Below are 24,436 nucleotides of genomic sequence, written 5' to 3'. Positions count from 1 at the left end.
GTGGGCGGCAGCACCGGCAGGCCGCCGCCACCGCCGCTTCCGCCGCCGCACGCGGCAAGGCTCAGGCACAGGAGAAAGCCCGCCGCAGCGAGGCCATACCGGGAAGAACGTGAGGTCATGAAGGTGTCCTTTTCTGGATCGAAGGGGCGTGGGAAGAAAAGCAGGGCGAAGCCGGGCCGTGCAGGCCTCGAAGGGCTTGCACCGGAACGGGAAGAAACGGAATGAAGTCGGGTGCCCGAAGTGGGCGCAGGGGTGGGTGTCAGCGCTCAGGCATAGCGGCTGCGCAGGCGGGCTGCGACCCTGTCGAGCACGAGCACCGTGAGGAAGATCGCGATCAGGATCGTTCCGACGTGGGCGTAGTTGTACATGTCGTAGCGGCCCTTCAGCTCCTGGCCGATGCCGCCCGCGCCCACCAGCCCGACCACGGTGGCCATGCGCACGTTGCGGTCGAGGATGTACAGCGTGTAGGCGATGAACTGCGGCATCACCTGCGGCAGCACCGCGAAGCGCATCACCTTCAACTTGTTCGCGCCGATGGCACGCAGCGCCTCCTGCGGCTTGTCGTCGGCGGTCTCGATGTCTTCGGCGTAGAACTTGCCGAGGAAGCCCGCCGAATGCAGCGCCAATGCGAGCACGCCGGCGATGGGACCGAAGCCGTAGGCCAGCACCAGGAACAGCGCACTCACCAGTTCGGGCACCGCGCGGAACATGCCGACCACGCCGCGCGCCAGCGTGTAGACGGCGCGGTTCGGCGTGTAGTTCTTCGCGCTGCACCAGGCCAGCGGTGCGCTCAGCACGATGGCCAGCAGCGTCGCCCAGATGGCGATCTCGAAGGTCTCCAGCATCTTCACCGCCACGTGCCAGAGGTAGCCGAAGGGCTCGACCAGCACCTCGCGCCGGTCGACCACCTCTTCCATCTGCAGCGTCTGCGGGTTGAGCTTGGGCTGGCGCGACTCCTCGGTTTCGACATGCGAGAACCACGGCAGCCGCTCGCGGTCGAAGCCCTCGATGCGCGACACCTCGGTGCGCTCCGACACCTGCGGCGGAAAGAGCGACCTGGCGATGGTGCCCAGGCCCGACAGCACCTGCGACTGCTCGCGCAGGCCGACGGCCGCGAGCACGCCCTCGCCCGTGAGCGACAGCATGCGGCCCATCTCCACGCGCTGGCCGGCGAAGAAGCCGACCACCACCACGAGCAGCAGCACGGCGAGGCTGCGGGCGCCGAAGGGGCGCGGCAGGTCCCAGGCGGATGCGGGGCGGCTCATGGCACCAGCTCCAGCGCGCCGGCATGCAGCGGCAGCGGCGCTTCGGGCGCGGGCCGCGCGGGCGCCGGCGTGCGCCCGTAGACCGCGTCGAACACCTTCGGGTCGAAGGCCGCGGGTGCGCCGTCGAACACCACCGCGCCGTGGCGCAGCGCCACGATGCGGTCGGCGAACTCGCAGGCCAGCTCGATCTGGTGCAGGCTGCACAGCACCGTGGTGCCGCGCTCGCGGGCCTGCGTGCGCAGCAGCGACAGCACGTCGTGGCTGGTCTGCGGGTCGAGGCTGGCCACCGGCTCGTCGGCCAGCACCAGCGGCGGCTCCAGCATGAAGGCACGCGCGATGCCCACGCGCTGCTGCTGGCCGCCCGAGAGCTCGCTCACGCGGCGCAGCAGGTGCTGCTCCTGCAGGCCGACCGATTCGATCAGCGCGCAGGCCTTGGCACGCTGCGCGTCGGTGAACAGGCCGAGCAGCGCGCGCCAGGTCGGCACCGCGGGCAGCGCGCCGGCCAGCACGTTGTCGGCCACCGTGGAACGCAGCACCAGGTTGAACTGCTGGTGGATCATGCCGATGCGCGGGCGGATGCGGGCCAGCGAGTGGGCGGCGATCTGCACGCCCTCGACCTGCACCGCGCCCTGCGTGGGCTTGACCAGCCCGTTGGCCATGCGCAGCAGCGTCGACTTGCCCGCGCCCGAGGCGCCCAGCACCACGCAGAACTGCCCCGCCGGCACCTGCAGCGACACGCCGTCGAGCGCGCGCGTGCCGTCGGCGTAGTGCATGGCGACCGATTCGAAATTCAGCATGGCGACGCTCAACGCTCGGCGGACTTGGCGAGGATGCGGCCCTTGAGCTCGTCGGTCAGCAGGCCGAGCTTTTCGGCGGCGACGTTGAACTTGGCTTCGGAGAACTTGGTGTCGTAACCGTCGATCTTGCCGCCGCCGTAGCCGCGGATCATGTCGGGCGTGACGCCGGGGGCCTTGTTCACGGTCTGGAAGGCGTCCTTGAGCTTCGCCTTCAGCGGCTCGGGCAGCTTCGAGTTGAGCGCCAGCGGCGGGTACGGAATGGCCATGCTGCGCGCCACCACCTTCACCGTCTTCGGGTCGACCACGCCCTGCTTCACGGCCTTCTCGTACGAATCGAACGAGAGCGAGGCCACGTCGACCTGGTCCTGCACCAGCGCGGCCAGGCTGCTGGCGTGGCTGCCGGTCATGCGGATGGCGCCGAGGTCCTTGGCCGGGTCCATGCCGGCGTCCAGCAGCATCGCGACCTGGAAGGTGAAGCTCGAGGCCGAGTTGACGTCGCCGAAGGCCACGCGCTTGCCCTTGAGGTCCTTGACCGAGGCGATGGGCGCATTGGCCTTGGCGAACATGCCCGCGTAGTAGACCGAGGCGCCCTTCTCCACGCCCACGGCCAAAAGCTGCGCGCAGCCGCGCTTGTTCGCTTGCACGTACGACACGGGGCCGAAGAAGGCGATGTCGGCGAGCTGGTTGCACATGCCCTCCACCACCGCGCCGTACGACTGGCCGACCTTGAGGTCGAAGTTCAGGCCGGTGCTGCGCGTGATGGCGTTGAACACCGGCGCGTAGTCGGCCTTGGTGCCCGACTCGGTGCCGCCATCGGCCGGGATCAGCAGCACGCGCAGCGGCCGCTCGCGCGAGCCGTCGGCCACCGATTGGGCTTGCGCCGCCAGCGGCAGCGCGATAGTCAGCGAGAGGGCGGCGGCCGCAAGGGCCAGGAGCTTTTTCATGGTCGGTTCCTTCGTTTGGAAAGCGGTGGGCGTGCGGTTGCAACGCCCCGATGAAGAGAACTTTAGGAGCCGCAGATGACAGGGAAATGAAATAAGCTCATTTCAAAATTCAAATATCACTGAGCAATATTCAATAGAATCCGCCGCCACGGCCGAGCCCCTCAAGACGGCCCCACTCCCGGAGATCCATGAGCACGCATCACACGACAACAGGGACCACGAACGGCAGCGGCATCCAGGCGCTGGCGCAGGCCCGCCACCTGCTGGTCGACCTCGACGGCACGCTGGTGCGCCAGCAGGAAGCCATCGACGGCGCGGCCCGCCTGCTGGCGCACTTTCACGACCGCTACGCCATCGTGTCCAACAACTCCACGCACACGGCGCAGGGCCTGTCGGTGCGGCTGCGCACGCTGGGCCTGCGCGTGCCGCCCGAGCGCATCGTGCTGGCCGGCGAACTCGCGGTGCGCCAGCTGGCGCAGCAGCATCCGCAGGCGCGCGTGCTGCTGGCCGCCAGCCCTGCCCTGCAGCGCTATGCGCGCGCGCAGGGCTGCCGGTTGGTGTCAGCAGAGGCCGAGGCCGACGTCGTGCTGCTGGCGCTCGACATGCACTTCAGCCACACGCGCCTGTCGGTCATCGCGAACGCATTGCGGCGCGGCGCGAAGCTGATGGTGACCAACGCCGACGCCACGCACCCGGGCCCGCACGGCCGCGTGGTGCCCGAGACCGGCGCGCTGCTCGCGGCCGTGGTCGCGGCCAGCGGCGTGCAGCCGTGGTGCGTGGTCGGCAAGCCCGCGCCGCTGCTGTTCGAGGAAGGCCTGCGCCGCCTTGGCGCGAGCGCCGGGCGCACGGTGGTGGTCGGCGACAACCCGCTGACCGACGGCGAAGGCGCCATGCGGCTCGGCCTGGCCTGCGTGCTGGTGGGTGAATCGCCGGGGGCGGTGGCGCCCACGGTCGCCGGACTGCTCGTGCCGCCCGTCTCAGAAGCAGTGGAACCCGCGCCTCAGTACCGCTTGAGCGAAAGCACGTCGAAAGTCTGGCGCAGCGTGCGCACCGAGGTGTCGTAATCCGACAGCGCCAGGCAGGCGATCAGCACGTCGATGATCGCCAGCTGCGCGAGCCGGCTCGTCATCGCCTCGGTGCGGAAGTTGGTTTCGCGCGCCATGGTGAACAGCAGCACGTCGGCAAAGGCCTGGATCGGCGACTTGCCGAAGTTGGTGATGCACACCGTGGCAGCGCCGGCCTCCTTGGCCAGGCGCGTGGCCGTCACAGTCTCGTGCGTGCTGCCCGAATGCGAAATCGTCAGCACCGCCGTCTTCGCATTCGTGAGCGAGGCGCTGATGGCCTGCACGTGCGAATCGACCACCACCTTGGCATTGAGGCCGATGCGCAGCATGCGGTAGTGCGCGTCCTCGGCAATGGTGGCCGAACTGCCGATGCCGTAGATCTCGATGCGCTCGGCCTTGCGAAACAGCTGCACCGCGCGCTCCATCGCCTTCGCGTCGAGCATCGACTGCGTGTCGTGCAGCGTCTGCACGTTGCTCTGGAAGATCTTGCGGATGACCGCATCGGCCTTGTCCTGCGGGTCGAGGTCTTCGTGGATGAACTGCACCGGCCGCACGATCTCCTGCGCCAGCGCAATCTTGATCTGCTGGAAGCCCGTGGCGCCCAGGTTCTTGCACAGGCCGACGATGCTGCCCTCGCTCGAGCCGGTGCGCTCGGCCACCTCGCTGACCGACATGTGGACCACCTCGCGGGGGTTCTTCACGATGAAGTCGGCGATGCGCTGGCCCACGGGGCCGAGCGAGGACCAGAGGGTTTCGATGCGCGCCAGCACGGCCGACACCGGAACGTCGGATGCCTCGGCGGCGGGCGCCGCGGCAGCCTTGCCGCCGGTGGACTTGGACGTGCGGGGAGTGCTGTTGCGCTTCATGGGCCGCGAGCTTACCCGCCCTCGATGGCGGTTTCACGCACGCGGCTGGCCAGGCACATGCTGGGTCTTCTATATTCGGCCGTTCCTCATTCGGAATTGGCTGCCTTGTGGTGACACCCCCCGAACCCTCATCGCTCAAGACAACCGAGCGCCGCGTGACGAGCTACTGGGAGGCCTACTACCGACAGGCCTTTCCGCGACAAGAGACGTATCCCGGTTTCCGTGTCATGACGGCACTGAAAGACGCGGCGGCGAAACTGGAAAACCGGACACTGACTTCAAAGAACTGACCTGCGTGATGAAGCCACTTCAATTCCTTCTGAAAGAAAGCGAATGGCCAGACACCCATGCGCCCGCGTGAGCCAGACAACTCTCATGACCACCGCCCTCCCCATCGACCGCCGGCTGCAACTCATCTCCGACACCCAGGTCGAAATCTACTGGTTCGCATCGAACGGATTCCTTCGCGCGGTGCTGGGCACGCACGATGGCCCGCAGTGCGCGCCGTCGTTTCGCTACCGGGTACTGTCTGGCGACAGCATCGAGCTGATCGGCGCCGACGGCATCATCGACACGTGGACCCGCGTCCGCATCGAAGGTGACCTGCTCCATGCCGAATCCGGCGGCAAGCCCAAGGCTTTCCGCATCGCACCCGAAACCGCCGAAGAGAGTTCCAAACAATGAAAGTCAAACGACTGGTCGCCAACTTCGCGACGCAGGATGTGGCGCGCGCACAGGTCTTCTACGCCGACGTGCTCGGCCTCGATCTGCTGATGGACCACGGCTGGATACGCACCTACGGTTCGCAGGCCGAGATGAGCGTGCAGGTCAGCTTTGCGTCTGAAGGCGGTTCGGGCACGCCGGTGCCTGACCTTTCCATCGAAGTCGACGATGTCGACACCGCGCTTGCGCGCATGCGGGCTGCCGGCTTTGCCATCGAATACGGCCCGGTCGACGAACCCTGGGGTGTGCGCCGTTTCTATGTCCGCGATCCGTTCGGGAAGCTCGTCAACGTCCTTGCGCACGCAGCCTGACGCGCGACGTCCCAACGAAAAAACGGGCCCCAAGGGCCCGTTCGTTCTTCAAGCAGCCGATGCAGGCACCGGCTTGCCGCAGCGACCTGGCTTACAGGCCAGCCTGGCGCGTGAACGACACGCTGGGCTTCTTGTACGCAGCCGGCACTTCGTCGCGGTAGAACGCGCGCCGGTCGAGGCTGGCCAGCGGGTCGTGGGCCTTGGCGACGGCTTCAGCGCGGATCGTCGAGCGGTCGGCGGTCGAGGTGAAGGTCTGTGCGCCGGCGGTGGCGCCGTCGCTGTACTCGTTGCCGGCACGGGCGGCGGCCACGGCTTGCGACGCGACTTCCGAACGCGAGAGGGTCGAGTTCACGGTGTGCACGCCGTCATAGGTTTCGGCGTGGGCACCGGCAACAGCCAGGAGCGAGAGCGCAACGGCGGCGAGGGTCTTCGAGGCATTCATTTCAATCTCCTTCAGGTGGTGTGTCGATGGGATGAAGTTTGAACCTGAAGCGCCCCAAAAAACGGCAGCAAAAGGAATCGCGGCGTTCACGGGATTGAAACAATCGCGCGCCGCCCGCGCATGCGATGCGGCGGCCGGAACCCTCTCCTCCAGAGGGCACGCACGAGAAAGTTCTCGCTGCCGGCATCCCTTGCATGCGTCTAGCGCATGCAAGGGATGCACGCCGAACCCTCAGTGCGAGATCATCCAGGGCCGCCGCGACGGGGCCGATTTCGCACCGTTCGGCGCGGTCTGCGTGGCACTGCGCCGCGACGATCCCGAGCAGCAACCGCAGCCCGAGGGATGCCGCAGCCGCGCATAGTCGCGTGAGCTCGAAGGCTCATGCCGCGCGCGTTCGTTGGTGGCCATCGCATGGCGCGTGTCGGCGGCCATCAGTGCCAGGCGCGGCGCGGCCGTGAACACGCGCGGCGAGGCGCTGCCGCAGTCGGGGCAGGCAGCGGGCTCGTCGCGCTGGCCCGAAGGCCGCAGCGATTCGAAGCCGCCGCACTGCCCGCAGGCGTAGTCGTAGGTCGGCATGGCTTCAGCGCAGGTCGTGCGACAGCGGCATGTCGATGCTGCCGTCGATGAACTTCACCGGGCCCGAGGCATTCGGGTTGATGTCGAAGTCGAAGATGCCCGTGGGCAGCCACAGCGTGGCGCACGAATTCGGCACGTCGACCACGCCGCTGATGTGGCCCTGCACAGGTGCCGTGCCCAGAATCGAATAGGCCTGCGCGCCCGAGTAGCCGAACTTCTTCAGGTACTCGATGGCATTGAGGCAGGCCTGGCGGTAGGCCACGTTGACGTCGAGGTAGTGCTGCTTGCCGCTCTCGTCGACCGAGATGCCTTCGAAGATCAGGTAGTCGTTGTACTGCGGCGTGATGGGGCTGGGCTTGAAGATCGGGTTCTTGATGCCGTACTTGGCCATGCCGCCCTTGATGAGCGTGACCTTCATGTGCACCCAGCCGGCCATTTCGATGGCGCCGCAGAAGGTGATCTCGCCGTCGCCCTGGCTGAAGTGCAGGTCGCCCACGCTCAGGCCCGCGCCGTCGACGTACACGGGGAAGAACACCTTCGAGCCGCGCGACAGGTCCTTGATGTCGCAGTTGCCGCCGTGTTCGCGTGGCGGCACGGTGCGCGCGCCCTCGGCAGCGGCCTTCGCCCTCGCCTCACCGGTCATCTTGCCCATGTGGGCGGTGCCGGCGAACGGCGGGTTCGCCAGACCTGGCACGCGGTCCGGGTCGGTGGCGATGAGCTTGCCTTCGCGCTCGTTCCACATGTCGAGCATGGGCTTGTCGGGCAGGCAACCGATGAGGCCGGGGTGGATCAGGCCCGCGAAGTTCACGCCCGGAATGTGGCGCGAACTCGTGAACATGCCCTTGAAGTCCCAGATCGATTTCTGCGCTTCGGGAAAGTGATCGGTGAGAAAGCCGCCGCCGTTCTTCTTCGAAAAGAAGCCGTTGAAGCCCCACAGGCTGTCCTGCTTGGCGCCGATGTCGAGCAGGTCGACCACCAGCAGGTCGCCGGGCTCAGCGCCCTTCACGCCCACGGGGCCCGACAAGTAGTGCACCGTGCTCAGGTCGATGTCGCGCACATCGTCGGCGCTGTCGTTGTTCTTGATGAAGCCGCCGGTCCAGTCGAAGGTCTCGAGGATGAAGTCGTCACCCGGGTTGACCCAGCAGGCCATCGGAATGTCCGGGTGCCAGCGGTTGTGGATGTTCTCGTTCTCCGTGGGCGATTGGGTCAGGTCGACCTTGATCAGCGTGTCCGTCATGTGCAGTGGCTCCTGGGGTTGTGGTTAGACAGAGAGATAGGCTTTGATGTGTTCCACATCGGTCTTGTCGCGCGCGGTCTCGTGCACGAGCCGGCCGCCTTCGATCACGAACAGCCGGTCGGCCACGTCCATCGCGAAGCTCAGCACCTGTTCGGACACGACGATGGTGATGCCGCGCAGCTTGCGGATCTCGTTGAGCGCCTTGGCGATGTCCTTGATGATCGAAGGCTGGATGCCCTCGGTGGGCTCGTCGAGCAGCAGCACCTTGGGGTCGGTGACGAGCGCGCGCGCAATGGCGAGCTGCTGCTGCTGGCCGCCGGAGAGGTTGCCGCCCTTGCGGCTTTTCATGTCCCACAGCACGGGGAACAGCGCGTAGATCTCTTCGGGGATGCGCCGGGTCTTCGAGTTCTCCAGGCCGGTCTGGATGTTCTCTTCCACCGTCAGCGTCGGGAAGATCATGCGGCCCTGCGGCACGTACGCAATGCCCTTGGCCACGCGGCGAAAGCTCTCGTCGCGCGACACGTCCTGCCCCGCCACTTCGATGCGCCCGCTCTTGATCGGCAGCACGCCCATGAGGCTCTTGAACAGCGTGGTCTTGCCCATGCCGTTGCGGCCCATGATGGCAATGGTTTCGTTGGCATGGCCCACGAACGAGATGCCGTGCAGCGCCTCGCTCTGGCCGTAGGCGGTGTGCAGGTCGTCGACCTTCAGCATGATGGTGCTCATGGTTCAGTGCCCCAGGTAGACGTCGATGACCTTCGGGTCGGCCTGCACCTTCTCCATCGGCCCTTCGGCGAGGATCTTCCCCTGGTGCATCACGGTGACCTTGTGCGCGATCTGCTTGACGAAGGCCATGTCGTGCTCGATGACGATCACCGCGCGGTTGCGGCAGATGCGCTGGAGCAGGTCGGCCGTGAGCTCGCGTTCGCGCGCGCTCATGCCCGCAATAGGCTCGTCGAGCATCAGGAGCTCGGGCTCCTGCATCAGCAGCATGCCGATCTCCAGCCACTGCTTCTGGCCGTGGCTCAGGAGGCCGGCTTCTGTGCCGAGTTTGTCGGCCAGGCCGATCTCCGTGGCGATGGCCTGCACCTTACCCTTGACCTCGTCGTCGCACTGGAAGGCCAGCGCGCCGAACACCGAGCGGCCCTTCGGGAAGGACACCTCCAGGTTCTGGAACACGCTGAGGTTTTCGTAGATCGACGGCGTCTGGAACTTGCGGCCGATGCCCAGCCGCACGCGCTTGTGCTCGGCCATCTTCGTGAGCTCGGTGTTCTTGAACTTGATGCTGCCGGCGCTGGCGCGCGTCTTGCCGCAGATCAAATCGAGCAGCGTGGTCTTGCCGGCGCCGTTGGGGCCGATGATCACGCGCAGCTCGTTCTTGTCGATGTACAGCGTCAGGTCGTCGATGGCCTTGAAGCCGTCGAAGGAGACGCTGAGGTCTTCCACGGCGAGGGCGAAGTCGGTGTTGCTCATGGGGTGGGCTCCGGGTTCGGTCAAGCGCGCTGGCGGCCGATGCCTTCGGGCAACACGGGCTCGGCCTGCGGCGCGGCGACGGGTGAAGGGGCCGACACGGCGGCGGGCGGTGGCTTCGTCGCGGCGTCGCGCAGGGCCTGGCGGCGCGAGGCCCACCACGGCTTGATCGTGTCTTCCCACAGGCCCGCCAGGCCCATCGGGAAGGCCATGGTCACGCCGATGAAGAGCGCGGCCATCAAAAAGAGCCACAGGTCGGGAAAGCTTTCGGAGAACAGCGTCTTGCCCGCATTCACCAGCAGCGCGCCGTACACCGCGCCTACCAGGCTCATGCGGCCGCCGACGGCGCAGAAGATCACCATCTCGATCGAGGGCACGATGCCCACGAAGCTCGGCGACATGAAGCCCACCTGCAGCGCGAACATCGCACCGCCGATGCCCGAGAGCCCGGCCGCCAGGCAGAAGGTGAAGACCTTGAAGTTCGACACGTCGTAGCCCGAGAAGCGCACGCGGTCTTCCTTGTCGCGCATGGCCAGCAGCAGCGTGCCCAGCTTGCTGGTCTGCACCCAGCGGCACAGCAGGATGCTCAGCACCAGCAAGCCCACGCAGACGTAGTAGAGGATGTACTTGGCGCTGTCGGTGCGCGTGTCCCAGCCCAGCAGCGTCTTCAGGTCGGTCATGCCGTTCACGCCGCCCGTGTAGCCCTGCTGGCCGATGATGAGCACAGTGCAGATCAGCGCCACCGCCTGCGTGATGATCGCGAAGTACACGCCGCCCACGCGGCGCTTGAACATCGCGAAGCTGATGAGCCAGGCCAGCGCCATCGGCGCCAGCACCACCAGCGCGAGGCTCAGCGGCAGGCTCTTGAACGGCAGCCACAGCGCGGGCAGCTCGGTGATCTGGTTCCAGTCCATGAAGTCCGGGATGCCGGGCGTCGACTGGATCTTGGTCGTGATCGGGTCGGAAGCTTCGAGCTTGAGGAACATCGCCATCGCATAGCCGCCGATGCCGAAGAACACGCCCTGCCCCAGGCTCAGCACGCCGCCGTAGCCCCACACCATGACGAGGCCCACGGCCACGAAGGCGTAAGTGAGGTACTTGCCCACGAGGTTGAGGCGGAAGATGTCGAGCGACAGCGGCAGCACCACCGCGAGCAGCAGCACCAGCAGCAGGAGGCTGCCGAGCTGGTAGCGCCGGATCGAGGCCTTGAGGAAATTCATCGAGTGGTTCTCCGGGAAGGAATCGGGTTCAGCGACGGACCTTGACTGCGAACAAGCCCTGGGGGCGCATCATCAGGATCAAGACGATCAGCGACAGCGTCAGCACCTTGGCCATCGAGCCGGTCATGAAGAACTCCGAGATCGACTGGGTCTGCGCAATGCCGAAGGCCGAGACCACGGTGCCCAGCAGGCTGGCCGCGCCGCCGAAGGTGACGACCAGGAAGGCGTCGACGATGTACAGCGAGCCCGAGGTCGGACCGGTCGATCCGATGGTGGTGAAGGCCGCGCCCGCCACGCCGGCAATGCCGCAGCCGATGGCGAAGGTGAGGCGGTCGGTCTTCTTGGTGTCGATGCCGGTGGCGTTGGCCATGGTGCGGTTGGCCACGGTGGCGCGCACCCGCAGGCCCCAGCGGCTCTTGTGCAAGGCGATGAGCACGCCGCCCGTGACCAGCGCGGTGAGCGCCAGCACGAACAGGCCGTTGATCGGAATGTCGAGACCCTCGTGCGGCGTCCACGAGCCCATGAGCCACTCGGGCAGCGTGGGGCTCACCTCCTTCGGGCCGATGAAGGTGCGAAAGATCTGTTGCAGGCCCAGGCTCACGCCCCAGGTGGCGAGCAGCGTGTCGAGCGGGCGCTTGTACAGGTGGCGGATCAGCGCCCACTCCACGAGCCAGCCGGCGATGAAGGCGAACACGAAGGCCAGCCCGATCGCGATCGGAAAGTAGTACGGCATGAGCGAGGGCGCCATGCGCTCGGTCACCTGCGCGGCCAGGAAGATCGAGTAGGCGCCGATGGTCATGAACTCGCCATGTGCCATGTTGATCACGCCCATCTGCCCGAAGATGATCGCGAGCCCGAGGCCCATGAGCAGCAGCACCGCAAAGAGGCTCAGCCCCGCGAAGCCCTGCATCAGGCCGATGTTCATCATGTCCGACAGCGTCATGGCGGAAGTTCCGGAGTGTTGGGGTTGCGCCCTCTCCCGCATGCGGGAGAGGGTTGGGGTGAAGGCCCGCGGCCGGTTTACTGGTAGCCCTTGGGGAACGGATCGGGCTTGATCAACTCGCCCGACTCCGCAACGACCTTGAAGCTGCCGTCGAGCTGCCCCTGCCCGATGCGCGCCTTGCTCCACAGGTGGTGATTGGCGTCGAGCTTCACGTAGCCCTCCGGCGCGGTCTTCAGCTCGATGCCCGGCGACGCCGCCACCACCTTGTCGATGTCGAAGCTGCCCGCCTTCTCCACCGCGGCCTTCCACAGCCACGGGCCGAGGTAGCCCGCCTGCGTCACGTCGCCGATCACCGCGTCCTTGCCGTACTTGGCCTTGAAGGCGGCCACGAACTTCTTGTTGTTCTCGTTGTCCAGCGTCTGGAAGTACTTCATCGACGAGTAGAAGCCCGCGAAGTTCTCGCCGCCCACGCCGGTCATCTCGTCCTCGGTCACGGCCAGCGTCAGCAGGAACTGCTTGTCGCCCGTGATGCCGGCGGCCTTGAGCTGCTTGTAGAAGGCCACGTTCGAGCCGCCCACCACCGCCGCGAAGATGCAGTCGGGCTTGGCCACCTTGATCTTGTTGATCAGCGAGTTGAAGTTGGTGTGGCCCAGCGGGTAGTACTCCTCGCCCTTGACCGAACCCTTCTGGAAGTTCTCGATGTGCTTGCGCGCGATCTTCATCGAGGTGCGCGGCCAGATGTAGTCGGAGCCGACGAGGAAGAAGGTCTTGGCCTTCTTCTCCTTCGCGCCCCAGTCGAGGCCCCAGATGATCTGCTGCGTGGCCTCCTGCCCCGTGTAGATCACGTTCTTGCTCTGCTCCAGGCCTTCGTAGAAGGTCGGGTAGTACAGAAGGCCGTTCTCCTTCTCGAACACCGGCAGCACGGCCTTGCGCGAGGCGCTGGTCCAGCAGCCGAAGACGGCCGCGACCTTGTCGTTGACCAGCAGCTTCTTCGACTTCTCGGCGAAGGTGGGCCAGTCGGAGGCGCCGTCTTCCTTGATGACCTTGATCTTGCGGCCCAGGATGCCGCCCATGGCGTTGATCTGGTCGATGGCCAGTTGCTCGGCCTGGATGGAGCCGGTCTCCGAGATGGCCATGGTGCCGGTGGACGAATGCAGCTGGCCCACCGTGACTTCGGTGTCGGTCACCGCGAGCTTGGTGGTGTTGACCTTGGCCGTGGGGAACTGACCCTGGCCGAAGCTCAGGCCGCTCAGGCCCATCACGGGCAGCGCGGCGGCGCCCTGCAGCAGGCGTCGGCGGCGCAGTGCCATGGCATCGAGGGAAGAAGGATCGGAATCACGCGACATCAGGAACTCCAGGCAGGTTGAAAGAAGAGTGAGCCGCGCACCATCGCAGTGCATCGGACGGTGCTGCGAGCACCATGGCTGGTACTTTAGAAATCACTTGCCTCTGCGCGAATACGTCATTCAACGTAGCGATGCGCCCCTGCCCGGGCCGCAGACTCGCGAGCAGACAAGGCACGGGACAGCAGGGAGCGCTTCTTGCTGTACCTGCCGCATGCCACCGTTGCCGCCGCCGCGAGAACCCGCCATGACATCCGTCTCCGGACAGAAGATCTTTCGCATCCGCCGCGACTACAACGCCTGGGTCGCGAACGAAACGCTGGAGGACTACGCGCTGCGCTACACGCCGCGCAGCTTTCGCAAGTGGTCGGAGTTCCGCGTGGCCAACGCGGCCTTCGGCGCCACCTCGTTCCTGGCGCTGGAGGCCATCGGCGGCGCCATCGCGCTGAGCTACGGCTTCTCGAACGCGCTGTGGGCGATCCTGGTGGTGGGGCTCATCACCTTCCTCACGGGCCTGCCCATCTCGTACTACGCGGCACGGCACGGCGTCGACATGGACCTGCTCACGCGCGGCGCGGGCTTCGGCTACCTGGGCTCCACGCTCACCTCGCTGATCTACGCGAGCTTCACCTTCATCTTCTTCGCGCTCGAAGCGGCCATCCTCGCGCTGGCGCTGCAGATGTACCTCGACTGGCCGCTGTGGCTGCTGTACCTGGTGTCGTCGATCGTGATCATTCCGCTGGTGGCGCGCGGCATCACGCTGATCTCGGGGCTGCAGCTGTGGACGCAACCGATCTGGATCGTGCTGTTCGTCTGCCCCTTCATCGCGGTGATGGTGAAGAAGCCCGAGCTGTACGCCGACTTCACCGGCCTCGTGGGCCGCACCTCGGACAGCAGCGGCTTCGATCCGCTGATGTTCGGCGCGGCGGCCACGGTGGCCTTCTCGCTCGTGGTGCAGATCGGCGAGCAGGTCGACTACCTGCGCTTCTTGCCCGAGAAGACCGCCGCCAACCGCGGGCGCTGGTGGACGGCGGTGCTGGTCGCCGGGCCGGGCTGGATCGTGCCGGGCATGCTCAAGATGATGGGCGGCGCGTTCCTGGCCTTCCTGGCGCTGCAGCACGAGATACCGGCCAACCACGCGATCGAGCCCACGCAGATGTACCTCACGGGCTTTTCGTACGTGCTGCGCGACCCGGCGTGGGTGCTGGGCATCACGGTGCTGTTCGTGGTCGTGTCGCAGATGAAGATCAACCTGACCAACGCCTATGCGGGCTCGCTCGCGTGGTCGAACTTCTTCGCGCGACTCACGCACAGCCACCCAGGGCGCGTGGTGTGGCTGGTGTTCAACGTGGCCATCGCGATTTTGCTGATGGCGCTGGGCGTGTTCGCGGCACTGGAGCACGTGCTGGGCTTCTACAGCAACATCGCCATCGCCTGGGTCGGCGCACTGGTGGCCGACCTCGTCATCAACAAGCCGCTGGGCTGGAGCCCGAAGACCATCGAGTTCAAGCGTGCGCACCTGTACGACATCAACCCCGTGGGCCTGGTCGCGATGCTGGTGGCGGCGGCGCTGGCGATGCTGGCCTACTCCGGCGCGCTGGGCCAATGGGCGCGTGCCTTCTCGCCCTTCATCGCGCTGGCCACGGCCATGGCCGTGTCACCCCTGCTGGCGTGGCGGACGCGCGGTCGCTACTACCTGGCGCGCACCGACATCGACCGCTGGACGCCGGGCCAGAGCGTGAAGTGCTCGGTGTGCGACAACAGCTTCGAGTCGGAAGACATGGCGCATTGCCCGGCCTACAGCGCACCGATCTGCTCGCTGTGCTGCACGCTCGAATCGCGCTGCCACGACCGCTGCAAGACCGACTCGCGCGCGGCCGAGCAGATGAGTGGCTGGCTGCAGGCGCTGCTGCCGCCCGCGCTGTCCGCGCGGCTGAACTTCCGCGTGGCGCACTACCTGCTGGTCGCCACCTCGCTCATCGCGTTGCTGGCCACGGTGGTGGGCGTGGTCTACGCGCAGGAGGCCATCGCCGGCACCATCGATTCGGCGATGGCGACAGCCTTTTTGAAAGTGTTCGCGCTGCTCTCGGTGGTCGCCGCCGTGGCCGCGTGGTGGGTGGTGCTGGGCAGCGAGAGCCGGCAGATGGCGCAGGAAGAGTCGAACCGCCACAACAACCTGCTCGCGCTCGAAATCGAGGCGCACCGCCGCACCGACGCCGCGCTGCAGACCGCCAAGGAAGCCGCCGAAGCCGCCAACCAGGCCAAGACGCGCTACGTGGCCGGCATGACGCACGAACTGCGCACGCCGCTCAACAGCATCCTGGGCTACTCGCAGATCCTGCTCAAGGGCGGCGACGCGGCCCTGCCGCCGCGCGAGGCGGTGCAGACCATCCACCGCAGCGGCGAGCACATGCTGGGCCTCATCGACGGGCTGCTCGACCTGGCGCGCATCGAGGCCGGCCGGCTGCAGCTGGAGCCCTCGCCGCTGGCGCTGCCGGCCTTTCTCGACCAGGTGGTGCAGATGGTGCGCCCGCAGGCCGAGGCCAAGGGCCTGGCGTTCGTCTACACGCATGCGGGCCGGCTGCCGCCGTGGGTGCATGCCGACGTGAAGTGGCTGCGCCAGATCCTCATCAACCTGCTGACCAACGCCGTGCGCTTCACCGACAGCGGCACCGTCACGCTGCATGTGGACGCGCGGCGCGAGGTGCTGCGCTTCGACGTGGTCGACACCGGCATCGGCGTGGCGCCGCAAGACCGCCAGCGCATCTTTTTGCCCTTCGAGCGCGGCGCCGCAGGCCGCCGGCGCGGCGAGCCGGGCACGGGGCTGGGTCTCACGATCACCGGGCTGCTCACCTCGCTCATGGGCGGCGAGCTGAAGCTGGCGTCGACCTCCTCGGCGGGCAGCACCTTCAGCGTGCGCGTGTACCTGCGTGAGGTGGCTGACCCCGGCCCGCAGGCGGGCTCACGCGAACCGGTGTCGGGCTACCTGGGCGAGCGCCGCACGCTGCTGGTGGTGGACGACCAGCCGGTGCAGCGCCAGATGCTCGCCGGCATGCTCGCGCCGCTGGGCTTCACGGTGCGCGAGGCCGCCAGCGGCACCGAGTGCCTCGACAGCCTGCGCGAAGAGCTGCCCTCGGCCATCCTGCTGGACCTGACGATGGACGACATGGACGGCTGGCAGACCGCGCGCTCGGTGCGGGCCTCGGGCTTCGCCGAACTGCCGATCATCATCGTCTCGGCGAACATGTTCGAGAACCAGGCCGACCGGTTGCGCGCCGCGGGCTGCCAGGCCTTCGTGGGCAAGCCGGTGATCGAGTCGGAACTCATCGCCACGCTGGAGCGGCACCTGGGCCTCGAATGGCTGGCGACCGGCGACGCAATGCCGCCGCCCGCCGACCCCGACCTGGCGCCGCCGCGCCCGCCCCTGCTCGCGCTCAACGAAGACGACCGCGCCGACCTCATGCGCCTGGTGCAGATGGGCCATGTGCGCGGCCTGCACACCGCGCTCGACCGGCTGGCCGCGGCCTCGCCCGCCGCGGCCGCCACCTGCACCTGGCTGCGCGGCATGGTCGCGCGCTTCGAACTCGACAACCTCCGCAACGCACTGGCAGAAGATGCAGACACTCCCCTCGCCCGGTCATGAATCCGAACGCCCTGTCGTGCTGGTGGTGGACGACGCCCCCAGCAGCCTGGGCATGCTGTGCGACACGCTCGAGGCCAGCGGCTACACCGTGCTGGTGGCGGCCGACGGCGAGGCCGCGCTGCAGCGGCTCGAACTGGTGGTGCCCGACGCGATATTGCTCGACGGCCTGATGCCCGGCCTCTCGGGCTTCGAGACCTGCCGGCGCATCAAGGCCAACGCGGCGCTGGCGCACATCCCCGTGCTGTTCATGACCGGCCTGTCGGAAACCGCGCACGTGGTCGAGGGCTTCGAGTGCGGCGGCGTCGACTACGTGGTGAAGCCGATCCGCGCGCAGGAGGTGCTGGCGCGGCTGCACACCCACACGCGCAACGCCCGCATCACGCGCATGGCGCGCGACGCGGTCGACGTGGCGGGCATGGGCGTGGTGTTCGTCGACACGCGCGGGCGCATCGCCTGGCGCTCGCCGCAGGCCGCGCTGTGGCTGCACGCGCTCGAAGACCCGGTGGCGCCGGGCCGCCTGCCCGCGTCGGTGGAGCCCGCGCTGGCGCCGGGTGCGTCGATCGCCATCGGCACCGCCACGGGCATGCGCCTGTCGGTGCGCAACCTGGGCGCGGCGGCGCTGGGCGAGACCATGCTGCTGTTCGCCCTCCAGCGCGAAGGCCCGGCCGCGCGCCTGGCCGACGCGGCCCTCACGCCGCGCGAGACCGAGGTGCTGTCCTGGCTCGCCAAGGGCAAGACCAACCGCGACATCGGCGAGATCCTGGGCACCAGCCCGCGCACGGTGAACAAGCACCTGGAGCACATCTTCGAGAAGCTGGGGGTGGAGACCCGCGCGGCGGCTGCAGCGCTGGCGAGCGGCATGTAAACCCCCACGGGGTAACCGCCCCCGCGGCACTGGGCTATCGCCCCCCAAAGGCGCCGATTGCGCTCAGAATGGGACAGCCACAGGAGAGAGACATGCTTTCAAGCCTGCTGACCTTCCCGCCCCGCGAAAGCGCCTACCGGCGCAAGTTCCTGAACAACACGGACGAGAACCTCTTCATGGGGTCGTTCGAGAGCTTCGAGGCGGCCGAGGCCGGCGCGCCGCCCTCCAAGGCCATCGGCTACGCCAACGCCGACGCGGGCGAGCTCTACAGCCCGCAGATCTATTTCTACGACTATCCCGGCCTCTTCTGGCTGGGCCGCTCCATCGATGCGGGCCTGACGCGCGTGTTCGACCTGGGCGGGCACGTCGGCATCAAGTACTACGCCTTCCGGCGCGTGCTGAGCTACCCCGACACCCTGCGCTGGACGGTGTGCGACGTGCCCGGCGTGGTCGAGAGCGGCCGCGCGATGGCCCTCAAGCGCGAGGCGACCGCGCAGCTCGGCTTCACCACCGACTACCGCGACGCGAGCGGCTGCGACGTGCTGTACGTGTCGGGCAGCCTGCAGTACCTCCCGATGCGCATGGACGCGATTCTTTCCGCGCTCGCCGTGAAGCCCCGGCGCATCGTCATGAACACCACGGCCGTGCACCCCGAGCGCACCATCTACACGCTCAACAGCATCGGCGTGGCCGTGTGCGCCTACCGCATCCAGCACCACGACGAGCTGCTGGCCGACCTGGCACGCTCCGGCTACCGCAAGCGCGACGTGTGGCGCAACGAGGGCAAGCCGATCGAGGTGCCCTTCGTCGATGGCGGCGACAAGCCGTACTACGCGGGCTGCTGCTTCGACCTGATCGCCTGATTCGACCTCGTCGCCTTGCGGGTGCCGCCCTATCGCACCTCGTAGTCTTCCATCGGCTTGTCGCTGGGGTTGGCCCAGGCGGCCCTGGTCAGGGCGCTGGCCGGCAGTCCCACCTTCGCGCCGTGCGGCGCAATGGGCTGCATGAACCACTTGTCGTAGATCCGCGCGGCGTCCCCGCTCCTTGCCAACGCCAGGACGCTTTGATCGACCAGCTTCTTGAACGCGGCATCGCCCTTGGGAATCATGATCGCGATCGGCTCGACGCTGAGCACCTGGTCGAGCAACCGGTACTGCGCCGGCTCCTTGCTCCTGGAAATCAAGGTGGCAAGGATCTGCCCGTCGGCGACGAAGCCCTCTGCGCGGCCCGATTCGAGCAGCAGGAACCCTTCGCTGTTGTCCTTGGCGTACACCTGCGCGATCTCAGGGGCGTTGTCGCGCTTGAGTTTTCTCAGCAGCTGGACGGAGGTGCTCCCCGTCGTGACGGCCACCGCCTTGCCGGCGAGCTGGGCCGCAGAAGCAACGCCGGATGTCGCCTTGACCGCGATGCGAACCCCCTCGACATAGAGCGTCGGGGCGAACGCGACGTCTTTCTGGCGCGCCGCATTGTTGGTCGTGGTGCCGCACTCGATGTCGACCGTTCCGTTCTGCACGAGCGGCATGCGGTTCTGCGGCGTGACGAGCTGGTACTTCACGTGGATCTTGCCGATCTGCAACGCCTTCCCGATGTCGGCAATGACACGTTCGCAGACCTCGACGTGAAAGCCCGTGTAGCTGCCGGGCCCCAGCGTGAAGGACATGGCGCCCGAGGCGTCGCGCACGCCCATGGTGATGGCGCCGGACTCCCTGATCTTCTTCAGCACGTCGGTTTGGGCGGATGCACGCCCGGCGCACAGCAGGAGCGCCGCGGCCGTTGCGGCCGCCAGAAGGCAGTGGGTTGTTTTCACGTCGGCGCTTTCAGACGGCGAACAGCGAATCCAGGTCCGCAAAGGACTTCAGCTCGATGGCGTTGCCCGACGGGTCGAGAAAGAACATCGTCGCCTGTTCGCCGGGCTCGCCCTTGAACCGGATGTAGGGCTCGATCACGAATTTCGTCTGGCGTGCGATGAGCTTGTCGGCCATTGCCTGCCACAGGTCCATCGGCAGCACGGCGCCGAAGTGACGCACAGGCACGTCATGGCCGTCCACGGCGCTGTGCGTCTTGTGGCCGCATTCGTCGGGCGCCAGGTGCGCCACGATCTGGTGGCCGTGGAAGTTGAAGTCGACCCACTCGGTCGAACTGCGGCCTTCGGGACATTCGAGCAACTCGCCGTAGAAGGCGCGCGCCTCGGCGATGTCGCGCACGGGAAAGGCCAGGTGGAACGGGATGCGTGCAGTGGGGGTGCTCATGGGGTTCATCGATCAAGGAGTTCAGGGTGAGCAAACTCTAAGCAGCGAGCCACATAACCGAAAACGATATATTTCATCGCTGAGCACCACCCATTTCGATGAATCCCGAATGATCACCGAGCTTCGAACCTTCATCGCCGTGTGTCGCCACGGCACATTCGCCGCGGCGGGAGAGCGCATCGGCCTCACGCAATCGGCCGTCAGCAGCCAGATCAAGCGGCTCGAGGAATCCCTGGGGTTCCCGCTCTTCGATCGCACGGGCCGCTCTGCCACCTTGAATGCGGCGGGCGAGACCACGCTGGGACGGGCGGAAGAAATCTGCGGCCTCTACGCCAAGCTCGGCGAGCTGCCCGACGACGCCGCGAACGCCGGGCTGCTGCGCATCGGCGCCATCGCGTCCGCGCAGCCGACACTGGTGGCGCGGGCGCTCGAGAAACTGCGCGCCGGCTTCCCCCTGCTGCGCGTGCACATCTCGCCCGGCGTGTCGATGCGGCTGATGGACGACCTGGACGCCGGCAGCATCGATGCGGCCGTGATCATCCGGCCGCCTTTCGGCATTCTTCCCGAGCTGACGTGGCAGACCCTGGTGCGCGAGCCCTATGTGCTCATTGCCCCCGCGAGCGTGCCGGGCAGGAACTGGCGCACCCTGCTGCAGGAACAGCCGTTCCTGCGCTACGACCGCGCATCGTTCGGCGGGCGCATGGTCGAACGATTCCTCCAGCGTGAAGGCCTCGTGGTCAGCGACGCCATCGAGGTCGACGAAATCTCCGGGCTCATCCACCTGGCCTCCAAGGGCCTGGGCGTTGCGCTCGTGCCATGGGTCGAGGCCCACCTGCCGCTGCCGCCGGGCGTGCGCATGCTGTCCCTCGGCGAGGCCACGTTCCATCGCGAGATCGGCCTCCTGCAGCGCAAGCCACGCGCCAGCCCGCCCCTCGTCGCGCAGTTTGCGCAGTGCCTGCGCGAGGCAGCCGAACCGGCGAAGGCGAGCCGAAAGAAAGCCTTGACGATCTCCAAAAAGATATTAGAGTGATATCACTTTCAACAGGAGGCCTTCATGCACGAGCAGACCCCGTCCATCCCTCGCCCGGTCCGCAGGGAGCGGCCGTACCGGTCCGTCAACGGATACGGCATCGTCGCCGTGGCGCTGCTGATCCTTGCGGTCGGCGCCTGGGTTCTCGTGCGGCGGATGATGCCGCTGCCCCTGAGCATCTTGCTGATCGTCGTCGGCGTCTCGCTGCTGCCGGGCCTGTACATGCTCAAGCCCAACGAGGGCATCATCCTCACGCTCTTCGGCAAGTACCAGGGCACCGACCGCACCGAGGGCCTGCGCTGGACCAACCCGTTCCAGTCGGGCCAGAAGATCTCGCTGCGCGCGCGCAACCTGAACACGCCGCCGCTGAAGGTGAACGACAAGCGCGGCAACCCGGTGGAAATCGGCGCGGCCGTGGTCTGGCGCGTGCACGACACGGCGCAGGCCGTGTTCGAGATCGACGACTACAACAAGTTCGTCGCCATCCAGTCCGAAGCCGCCATCCGCCACCTGGCCACGCTCTACGCGTACGACAGCGGCGACGACCTGCAAAGCGACGAGGTCACGCTGCGCGCCGGGCTCGACGTGGTGGCCGACGCCCTCAAGGCCGAGCTGAACCAGCGCTTTGCCAGCGCCGGCGTCGAGGTGCTCGACGCCAAGCTCACCCACCTGGCCTATGCGCCCGAGATCGCCCAGGTGATGCTGCGGCGCCAGCAGGCGGTGGCCATCGTGAGCGCGCGGCACCAGATCGTGGCGGGCGCGGTCGGCATGGTCGAGGCCGCCCTCAAGGGGCTGTCGGAGCGCAACCTCGTCGTGCTCGACGACGAGCGCAAGGCCTCGATGGTGTCGAACCTGCTGGTGGTACTGTGCTCGGACCGCGAAACCCAGCCCGTGGTCAACACGGGCACGCTCTACACCTGATGCATCCACGGCACCTGATCACCGCCGCCACGTCGTTGTTCCCTGATGGCCAGTCCCGGTAAGAAGTCCTACCCGCTGCGCATCGATCCGGCCCTGTGGGCCGAGATCGAGCGGCTGGCGGCCCAGGAGCTGCGCAGCGCGAACGCGCAGGTCGAGTTCCTGCTGCGCGAAGGGCTGGCGAAGCGTGGGCGCCTGCCGGCGGCGGCTGCGCCCGCCAAGGACGCGGACCCGCCCAAGCCCTCGCGCTAGTAGTAACCCCGAATTTCCTGAAGGCCGATTGACAGCCTCGGCCCCTACGATGACACGGCACGATCTTCAGGAGACACACGCCGTGACAGCCTTCGCCTTCCCCCGTTCCGCCCTGACCCGCCGCGCCGCCCTGGCGCTGGCCGCCTCCTTCGCGCTCGCCGGTTGCGTCAGCACCCCACCCGCCGCGACGGGCGACATCCACGTCATGACCTCCGGCGGCTTCACCGCCGCCTACAACGAGCTGCGCCCCGGCTTCGAGCGCAGCACCGGCCGCAGCGTGAAGACGGCCTACGGCGCGTCGATGGGCAACGCCAGCGACTCGATTCCCAGCCGCCTGGGGCGCAACGAGCCGGCCGACGTCGTGATCCTGGCGCGCCCCGCGCTCGATGCGCTGGTGGCGCAGGGCAAGGTGGTGGCGGGCAGCCAGGTCGACCTGGTGCGCTCGTCGATCGGCTTCGCGGTGCGCAAGGGTGCGCCCAAGCCCGACATCGGCACGGTCGATGCGCTCAAGCGCACGCTGCTCGCGGCGCCGTCGATCGCCTACTCGGCAAGCGCGAGCGGCACCTACTACGAGACCGAGCTGCTCAAGACGCTGGGCATCGAGGACCAGGTCAAGCCCAAGAGCAAGCGCATCCTCAGCGAGCGCGTGGGCACGGTGGTGGCGCGCGGCGACGCGGCCCTCGGCCTGCAGCAGGTGAGCGAGCTGTTGCCCATCGAGGGCATCGACTACATCGGCCCGCTGCCCGCCGAGGTGCAGCGCGTGACGGTGTTCTCGGCCGGCGTGGCCACGGCCTCCAAGCAGCCCGAGGCGGCGCGCCAGCTGATCCGCTACCTCAACTCGCCGGCCGCGGCGCCGACGATCGCGAAGACGGGGCTGGAGCCCCTGTCGGCACGCTGAGCCGGCGCCTCACGGCCCGTAAACTGGCGGCCTTCATCCCCTCCTTCCTCTTTCCGACGAACGGACGCCATGACCACTTCGCCCCCTTCCGCCCTCGTGACTGCCTTCGCGCCCAGCGGCACGCTGCGCGCCTCGATCAACCTCGGCAACCCGATCCTGGCCAACAAGGACGCCACCACGGGCGAACCGGTCGGCGTGTCGATCGACCTGGCCCGCGAGTTCGCGCGGCGGCTGGGCGTGAGCATCGAGCTGGTGGTGTTCGAGAAGGCCGCGGCCTCGGTGGACGCGGTGAAGAACGAGAAGGCCGACATCGGCTTCTTCGCGGTCGATCCGGCGCGCAGCGAAGGGCTGCGCTTCACGGCGCCTTATGTGCTGATCGAGGGCAGCTACCTCGTGCCCGAATCCTCTGCGCTGACCGACAACGCGCAGGTCGATGCTGAAGGCCACCGCATCTCGGTCGGCTCTGGGAGCGCCTACGACCTGTTCCTCACGCGCGAGATCAAGGCGGCCGAGATCGTGCGCCTTCAGGGCGCGGGGCCTGCGCTCGCTGCATTGCGCGCGGGGCAGGTCGAGGTGGCGGCGGGCATTCGCCAGCTGCTCGAAGGCGAAGCGACTCGCGCGCCGGGCGTGCGTGTGCTGCCGGGGCGCTTCATGGTGATCCAGCAGGCGATGGGGACGCCGGCCAGCCGGGGGGCCGAGGCGCAGGCGCTGCTCTCTTCCTTCGTCGAGGAGATGAAGGCTTCGGGCTTTGTGGCCGATGCGTTGAAACGCCATCGCATCGAAGGCGCGATCGTCGCGCCCTGATCAAGCGCGCTCGTTCAGGGCGCGTGCACAGGCCACCGGGTACTTCCCTCCGCGAATGTCCCCCGGGGCTTCGCCCCTCCTCCTTGATTTCGCTGCGGGAAGCACCCAGTGTCCTGTGCCCGCTGGGTGCTGTCGTGGTGGTGGCGGCGGCCGATCAGAGCTTGTGGGCCTCCACCGGTCCCTGCGAATAGAACAGGAAGTAGCCCGTCTGGGTCTTGAAGCCGTTCTTCTGCCAACCGGGCGGCACCTTGAAGATACCGAGCTGGTCGCTCGAGATGCCGACGAAGGACGTGTTCTCCGTGTCGGTGGTGATGCGGCTCCAGCGCTCGCGCGTCACCGGCTGCAGCTGCATCTTCGGTTCGCTCCACTCGGGTGTGCGCACCTTGTCGCGCATGATGTAGCGGTCGCCGTCGCGCTCGATCTTGACGACCTCCTTGAGCACGCCGTTGCGTTCGACGGCGTAGACACCGACCAGTTCGGTCTCGGGCCCGCCGCGCGCGCCGCAGGCCGAGAGCAGTGACACACAGGCCACTGCCAGCAAAGAGTTCAGAAGCTTTTTCATGGGTTCGGATGAAG

26 protein-coding genes are annotated in these 24,436 nt (G+C 67.4%); 11 read left to right on the top strand and 15 right to left on the bottom strand.

Translation table 11 applies throughout. The annotated features are described in order from the left end of the window. Window positions 1-266: 266 nt before the first annotated feature. The 3 genes from phnE to AC07XP_RS04030 are packed head-to-tail and all read right to left on the bottom strand — an operon-like array spanning window position 267 to window position 3,006. Window positions 267-1,265 carry a phosphonate ABC transporter, permease protein PhnE gene (gene phnE, locus AC07XP_RS04040; protein WP_495263873.1) on the bottom strand — a complete coding sequence of 333 codons (999 nt, stop codon included), beginning with the start codon at window positions 1,263-1,265 and terminating at the stop codon, window positions 267-269. Next, window positions 1,262-2,062: a phosphonate ABC transporter ATP-binding protein gene (phnC, locus tag AC07XP_RS04035; protein ID WP_139706723.1), complete on the bottom strand. Its 801-nt coding sequence runs from the start codon at window positions 2,060-2,062 to the stop codon at window positions 1,262-1,264. The genes phnE and phnC overlap by 4 nt, the downstream gene beginning before the upstream one ends. An 8-nt stretch (window positions 2,063-2,070) precedes the next feature. Next, window positions 2,071-3,006: a phosphate/phosphite/phosphonate ABC transporter substrate-binding protein gene (locus AC07XP_RS04030; protein WP_495263872.1), complete on the bottom strand. Its 936-nt coding sequence runs from the start codon at window positions 3,004-3,006 to the stop codon at window positions 2,071-2,073. A gap of 188 nt (window positions 3,007-3,194) precedes the next feature. Here AC07XP_RS04030 and AC07XP_RS04025 point away from each other — a divergent pair, with 188 nt between their 5' ends. Next, entirely contained in the window at window positions 3,195-4,070 is an 876-nt protein-coding gene (locus AC07XP_RS04025) for an HAD-IIA family hydrolase (RefSeq protein WP_495263871.1), read from the top strand. Here AC07XP_RS04025 and AC07XP_RS04020 read toward each other — a convergent pair. After that, window positions 4,007-4,936: a MurR/RpiR family transcriptional regulator gene (locus AC07XP_RS04020; RefSeq protein ID WP_223301301.1), complete on the bottom strand. Its 930-nt coding sequence runs from the start codon at window positions 4,934-4,936 to the stop codon at window positions 4,007-4,009. The two genes, AC07XP_RS04025 and AC07XP_RS04020, sit on opposite strands and share 64 nt — an antisense overlap. A gap of 375 nt (window positions 4,937-5,311) precedes the next feature. Here AC07XP_RS04020 and AC07XP_RS04015 point away from each other — a divergent pair, with 375 nt between their 5' ends. Both AC07XP_RS04015 and AC07XP_RS04010 read left to right on the top strand, forming a co-directional pair. Continuing rightward, complete coding sequence (locus AC07XP_RS04015) at window positions 5,312-5,620, top strand: hypothetical protein (RefSeq protein ID WP_495263870.1); 309 nt, start codon at window positions 5,312-5,314, stop codon at window positions 5,618-5,620. Next, the gene (locus tag AC07XP_RS04010) at window positions 5,617-5,970 is read left to right on the top strand and encodes a VOC family protein (RefSeq protein ID WP_070060357.1); all 354 of its coding nucleotides are present in this window, start codon (window positions 5,617-5,619) and stop codon (window positions 5,968-5,970) included. Before AC07XP_RS04015 ends, AC07XP_RS04010 begins: the two co-directional genes overlap by 4 nt. A 91-nt stretch (window positions 5,971-6,061) precedes the next feature. On the opposite strand, the gene AC07XP_RS04005 is transcribed toward AC07XP_RS04010, so the two are convergent. From AC07XP_RS04005 to urtA, 8 genes are all read right to left on the bottom strand, one after another. Continuing rightward, complete coding sequence (locus AC07XP_RS04005; protein WP_056582144.1) at window positions 6,062-6,412, bottom strand: hypothetical protein; 351 nt, start codon at window positions 6,410-6,412, stop codon at window positions 6,062-6,064. A 231-nt stretch (window positions 6,413-6,643) separates the two neighbouring features. Beyond that, window positions 6,644-6,988, bottom strand: a complete 345-nt coding sequence (locus AC07XP_RS04000) for a zinc ribbon domain-containing protein (protein WP_492685449.1) — start codon at window positions 6,986-6,988, stop codon at window positions 6,644-6,646. A 4-nt stretch (window positions 6,989-6,992) separates the two neighbouring features. Continuing rightward, complete coding sequence (gene fmdA / locus AC07XP_RS03995; protein WP_013541972.1) at window positions 6,993-8,225, bottom strand: formamidase; 1,233 nt, start codon at window positions 8,223-8,225, stop codon at window positions 6,993-6,995. A 24-nt stretch (window positions 8,226-8,249) separates the two neighbouring features. Then, window positions 8,250-8,939, bottom strand: coding sequence for an urea ABC transporter ATP-binding subunit UrtE (gene urtE / locus AC07XP_RS03990; protein ID WP_062478384.1), 690 nt, complete (start codon window positions 8,937-8,939; stop codon window positions 8,250-8,252). Window positions 8,940-8,954: 15 nt separating this feature from the next. Beyond that, window positions 8,955-9,698 carry an urea ABC transporter ATP-binding protein UrtD gene (gene urtD, locus AC07XP_RS03985; RefSeq protein WP_062478314.1) on the bottom strand — a complete coding sequence of 248 codons (744 nt, stop codon included), beginning with the start codon at window positions 9,696-9,698 and terminating at the stop codon, window positions 8,955-8,957. 20 nt (window positions 9,699-9,718) lie between these two features. Beyond that, window positions 9,719-10,915: an urea ABC transporter permease subunit UrtC gene (gene urtC, locus AC07XP_RS03980; RefSeq protein WP_495263869.1), complete on the bottom strand. Its 1,197-nt coding sequence runs from the start codon at window positions 10,913-10,915 to the stop codon at window positions 9,719-9,721. A gap of 28 nt (window positions 10,916-10,943) precedes the next feature. Then, the gene (gene urtB, locus AC07XP_RS03975) at window positions 10,944-11,858 is read right to left on the bottom strand and encodes an urea ABC transporter permease subunit UrtB (RefSeq protein WP_354343384.1); all 915 of its coding nucleotides are present in this window, start codon (window positions 11,856-11,858) and stop codon (window positions 10,944-10,946) included. A gap of 77 nt (window positions 11,859-11,935) precedes the next feature. Then, entirely contained in the window at window positions 11,936-13,204 is a 1,269-nt protein-coding gene (gene urtA / locus AC07XP_RS03970) for an urea ABC transporter substrate-binding protein (protein ID WP_062478305.1), read from the bottom strand. 244 nt (window positions 13,205-13,448) lie between these two features. Between urtA and AC07XP_RS03965 the strand changes: the two genes are divergently transcribed. The 3 genes from AC07XP_RS03965 (at window position 13,449) to AC07XP_RS03955 (ending at window position 18,572) form a co-directional block, all read left to right on the top strand. After that, window positions 13,449-16,844, top strand: a complete 3,396-nt coding sequence (locus AC07XP_RS03965; RefSeq protein WP_492743868.1) for a hybrid sensor histidine kinase/response regulator — start codon at window positions 13,449-13,451, stop codon at window positions 16,842-16,844. Next, window positions 16,816-17,709 carry a response regulator transcription factor gene (locus AC07XP_RS03960; protein WP_307693863.1) on the top strand — a complete coding sequence of 298 codons (894 nt, stop codon included), beginning with the start codon at window positions 16,816-16,818 and terminating at the stop codon, window positions 17,707-17,709. Before AC07XP_RS03965 ends, AC07XP_RS03960 begins: the two co-directional genes overlap by 29 nt. 92 nt (window positions 17,710-17,801) lie before the next feature. Continuing rightward, complete coding sequence (locus AC07XP_RS03955) at window positions 17,802-18,572, top strand: TIGR04325 family methyltransferase (protein WP_495263868.1); 771 nt, start codon at window positions 17,802-17,804, stop codon at window positions 18,570-18,572. Between the two features lie 29 nt (window positions 18,573-18,601). Here AC07XP_RS03955 and AC07XP_RS03950 read toward each other — a convergent pair whose 3' ends face one another. Further along, window positions 18,602-19,516 carry an amino acid ABC transporter substrate-binding protein gene (locus tag AC07XP_RS03950; RefSeq protein WP_062474625.1) on the bottom strand — a complete coding sequence of 305 codons (915 nt, stop codon included), beginning with the start codon at window positions 19,514-19,516 and terminating at the stop codon, window positions 18,602-18,604. A gap of 10 nt (window positions 19,517-19,526) precedes the next feature. Beyond that, on the bottom strand, window positions 19,527-19,958 hold the full coding sequence (locus tag AC07XP_RS03945) for a VOC family protein (RefSeq protein ID WP_062474623.1): 432 nt from the start codon (window positions 19,956-19,958) through the stop codon (window positions 19,527-19,529). Window positions 19,959-20,067: 109 nt separating this feature from the next. On the opposite strand from AC07XP_RS03945, the gene AC07XP_RS03940 reads away from it, so the two are divergent. The 5 genes from AC07XP_RS03940 (at window position 20,068) to AC07XP_RS03920 (ending at window position 23,860) form a co-directional block, all read left to right on the top strand. Beyond that, window positions 20,068-20,988 carry a LysR family transcriptional regulator gene (locus AC07XP_RS03940; RefSeq protein WP_307694179.1) on the top strand — a complete coding sequence of 307 codons (921 nt, stop codon included), beginning with the start codon at window positions 20,068-20,070 and terminating at the stop codon, window positions 20,986-20,988. 24 nt (window positions 20,989-21,012) lie between these two features. Next, entirely contained in the window at window positions 21,013-21,909 is an 897-nt protein-coding gene (locus AC07XP_RS03935; RefSeq protein WP_495263867.1) for an SPFH domain-containing protein, read from the top strand. Window positions 21,910-21,954: 45 nt separating this feature from the next. After that, complete coding sequence (locus AC07XP_RS03930; RefSeq protein ID WP_062474617.1) at window positions 21,955-22,158, top strand: type II toxin-antitoxin system antitoxin; 204 nt, start codon at window positions 21,955-21,957, stop codon at window positions 22,156-22,158. Between the two features lie 49 nt (window positions 22,159-22,207). Then, the gene (locus AC07XP_RS03925; protein WP_495263866.1) at window positions 22,208-23,056 is read left to right on the top strand and encodes a substrate-binding domain-containing protein; all 849 of its coding nucleotides are present in this window, start codon (window positions 22,208-22,210) and stop codon (window positions 23,054-23,056) included. A gap of 69 nt (window positions 23,057-23,125) precedes the next feature. Further along, window positions 23,126-23,860 carry a transporter substrate-binding domain-containing protein gene (locus tag AC07XP_RS03920; protein WP_495263865.1) on the top strand — a complete coding sequence of 245 codons (735 nt, stop codon included), beginning with the start codon at window positions 23,126-23,128 and terminating at the stop codon, window positions 23,858-23,860. A 154-nt stretch (window positions 23,861-24,014) separates the two neighbouring features. On the opposite strand, the gene AC07XP_RS03915 is transcribed toward AC07XP_RS03920, so the two are convergent. Then, window positions 24,015-24,422 carry an LptM family lipoprotein gene (locus tag AC07XP_RS03915; RefSeq protein ID WP_495263864.1) on the bottom strand — a complete coding sequence of 136 codons (408 nt, stop codon included), beginning with the start codon at window positions 24,420-24,422 and terminating at the stop codon, window positions 24,015-24,017. Between the last annotated feature and the right edge of the window lie 14 nt (window positions 24,423-24,436).

This window comes from Variovorax sp. GW531-E2 (assembly GCF_059423125.1).
The sequence above is the reverse complement of the archived record's forward strand: the minus strand, read 5'-3'. Positions and strand labels throughout refer to the sequence as shown.

Bases quoted from the DNA above. Each gene is read 5' to 3' on its own strand.
- phnE (WP_495263873.1), bottom strand. From the start codon at position 1,265: ATGAGCCGCCCCGCATCCGCCTGGGACCTGCCGCGCCCCTTCGGCGCC.
- phnC (WP_139706723.1), bottom strand. From the start codon at position 2,062: ATGCTGAATTTCGAATCGGTCGCCATGCACTACGCCGACGGCACGCGC.
- AC07XP_RS04030 (WP_495263872.1), bottom strand. From the start codon at position 3,006: ATGAAAAAGCTCCTGGCCCTTGCGGCCGCCGCCCTCTCGCTGACTATC.
- AC07XP_RS04025 (WP_495263871.1), top strand. From the start codon at position 3,195: ATGAGCACGCATCACACGACAACAGGGACCACGAACGGCAGCGGCATC.
- AC07XP_RS04020 (WP_223301301.1), bottom strand. From the start codon at position 4,936: ATGAAGCGCAACAGCACTCCCCGCACGTCCAAGTCCACCGGCGGCAAG.
- AC07XP_RS04015 (WP_495263870.1), top strand. From the start codon at position 5,312: ATGACCACCGCCCTCCCCATCGACCGCCGGCTGCAACTCATCTCCGAC.
- AC07XP_RS04010 (WP_070060357.1), top strand. From the start codon at position 5,617: ATGAAAGTCAAACGACTGGTCGCCAACTTCGCGACGCAGGATGTGGCG.
- AC07XP_RS04005 (WP_056582144.1), bottom strand. From the start codon at position 6,412: ATGAATGCCTCGAAGACCCTCGCCGCCGTTGCGCTCTCGCTCCTGGCT.
- AC07XP_RS04000 (WP_492685449.1), bottom strand. From the start codon at position 6,988: ATGCCGACCTACGACTACGCCTGCGGGCAGTGCGGCGGCTTCGAATCG.
- fmdA (WP_013541972.1), bottom strand. From the start codon at position 8,225: ATGACGGACACGCTGATCAAGGTCGACCTGACCCAATCGCCCACGGAG.
- urtE (WP_062478384.1), bottom strand. From the start codon at position 8,939: ATGCTGAAGGTCGACGACCTGCACACCGCCTACGGCCAGAGCGAGGCG.
- urtD (WP_062478314.1), bottom strand. From the start codon at position 9,698: ATGAGCAACACCGACTTCGCCCTCGCCGTGGAAGACCTCAGCGTCTCC.
- urtC (WP_495263869.1), bottom strand. From the start codon at position 10,915: ATGAATTTCCTCAAGGCCTCGATCCGGCGCTACCAGCTCGGCAGCCTC.
- urtB (WP_354343384.1), bottom strand. From the start codon at position 11,858: ATGACGCTGTCGGACATGATGAACATCGGCCTGATGCAGGGCTTCGCG.
- urtA (WP_062478305.1), bottom strand. From the start codon at position 13,204: ATGTCGCGTGATTCCGATCCTTCTTCCCTCGATGCCATGGCACTGCGC.
- AC07XP_RS03965 (WP_492743868.1), top strand. From the start codon at position 13,449: ATGACATCCGTCTCCGGACAGAAGATCTTTCGCATCCGCCGCGACTAC.
- AC07XP_RS03960 (WP_307693863.1), top strand. From the start codon at position 16,816: ATGCAGACACTCCCCTCGCCCGGTCATGAATCCGAACGCCCTGTCGTG.
- AC07XP_RS03955 (WP_495263868.1), top strand. From the start codon at position 17,802: ATGCTTTCAAGCCTGCTGACCTTCCCGCCCCGCGAAAGCGCCTACCGG.
- AC07XP_RS03945 (WP_062474623.1), bottom strand. From the start codon at position 19,958: ATGAGCACCCCCACTGCACGCATCCCGTTCCACCTGGCCTTTCCCGTG.
- AC07XP_RS03940 (WP_307694179.1), top strand. From the start codon at position 20,068: ATGATCACCGAGCTTCGAACCTTCATCGCCGTGTGTCGCCACGGCACA.
- AC07XP_RS03935 (WP_495263867.1), top strand. From the start codon at position 21,013: ATGCACGAGCAGACCCCGTCCATCCCTCGCCCGGTCCGCAGGGAGCGG.
- AC07XP_RS03930 (WP_062474617.1), top strand. From the start codon at position 21,955: ATGGCCAGTCCCGGTAAGAAGTCCTACCCGCTGCGCATCGATCCGGCC.
- AC07XP_RS03925 (WP_495263866.1), top strand. From the start codon at position 22,208: ATGACACGGCACGATCTTCAGGAGACACACGCCGTGACAGCCTTCGCC.
- AC07XP_RS03920 (WP_495263865.1), top strand. From the start codon at position 23,126: ATGACCACTTCGCCCCCTTCCGCCCTCGTGACTGCCTTCGCGCCCAGC.
- AC07XP_RS03915 (WP_495263864.1), bottom strand. From the start codon at position 24,422: ATGAAAAAGCTTCTGAACTCTTTGCTGGCAGTGGCCTGTGTGTCACTG.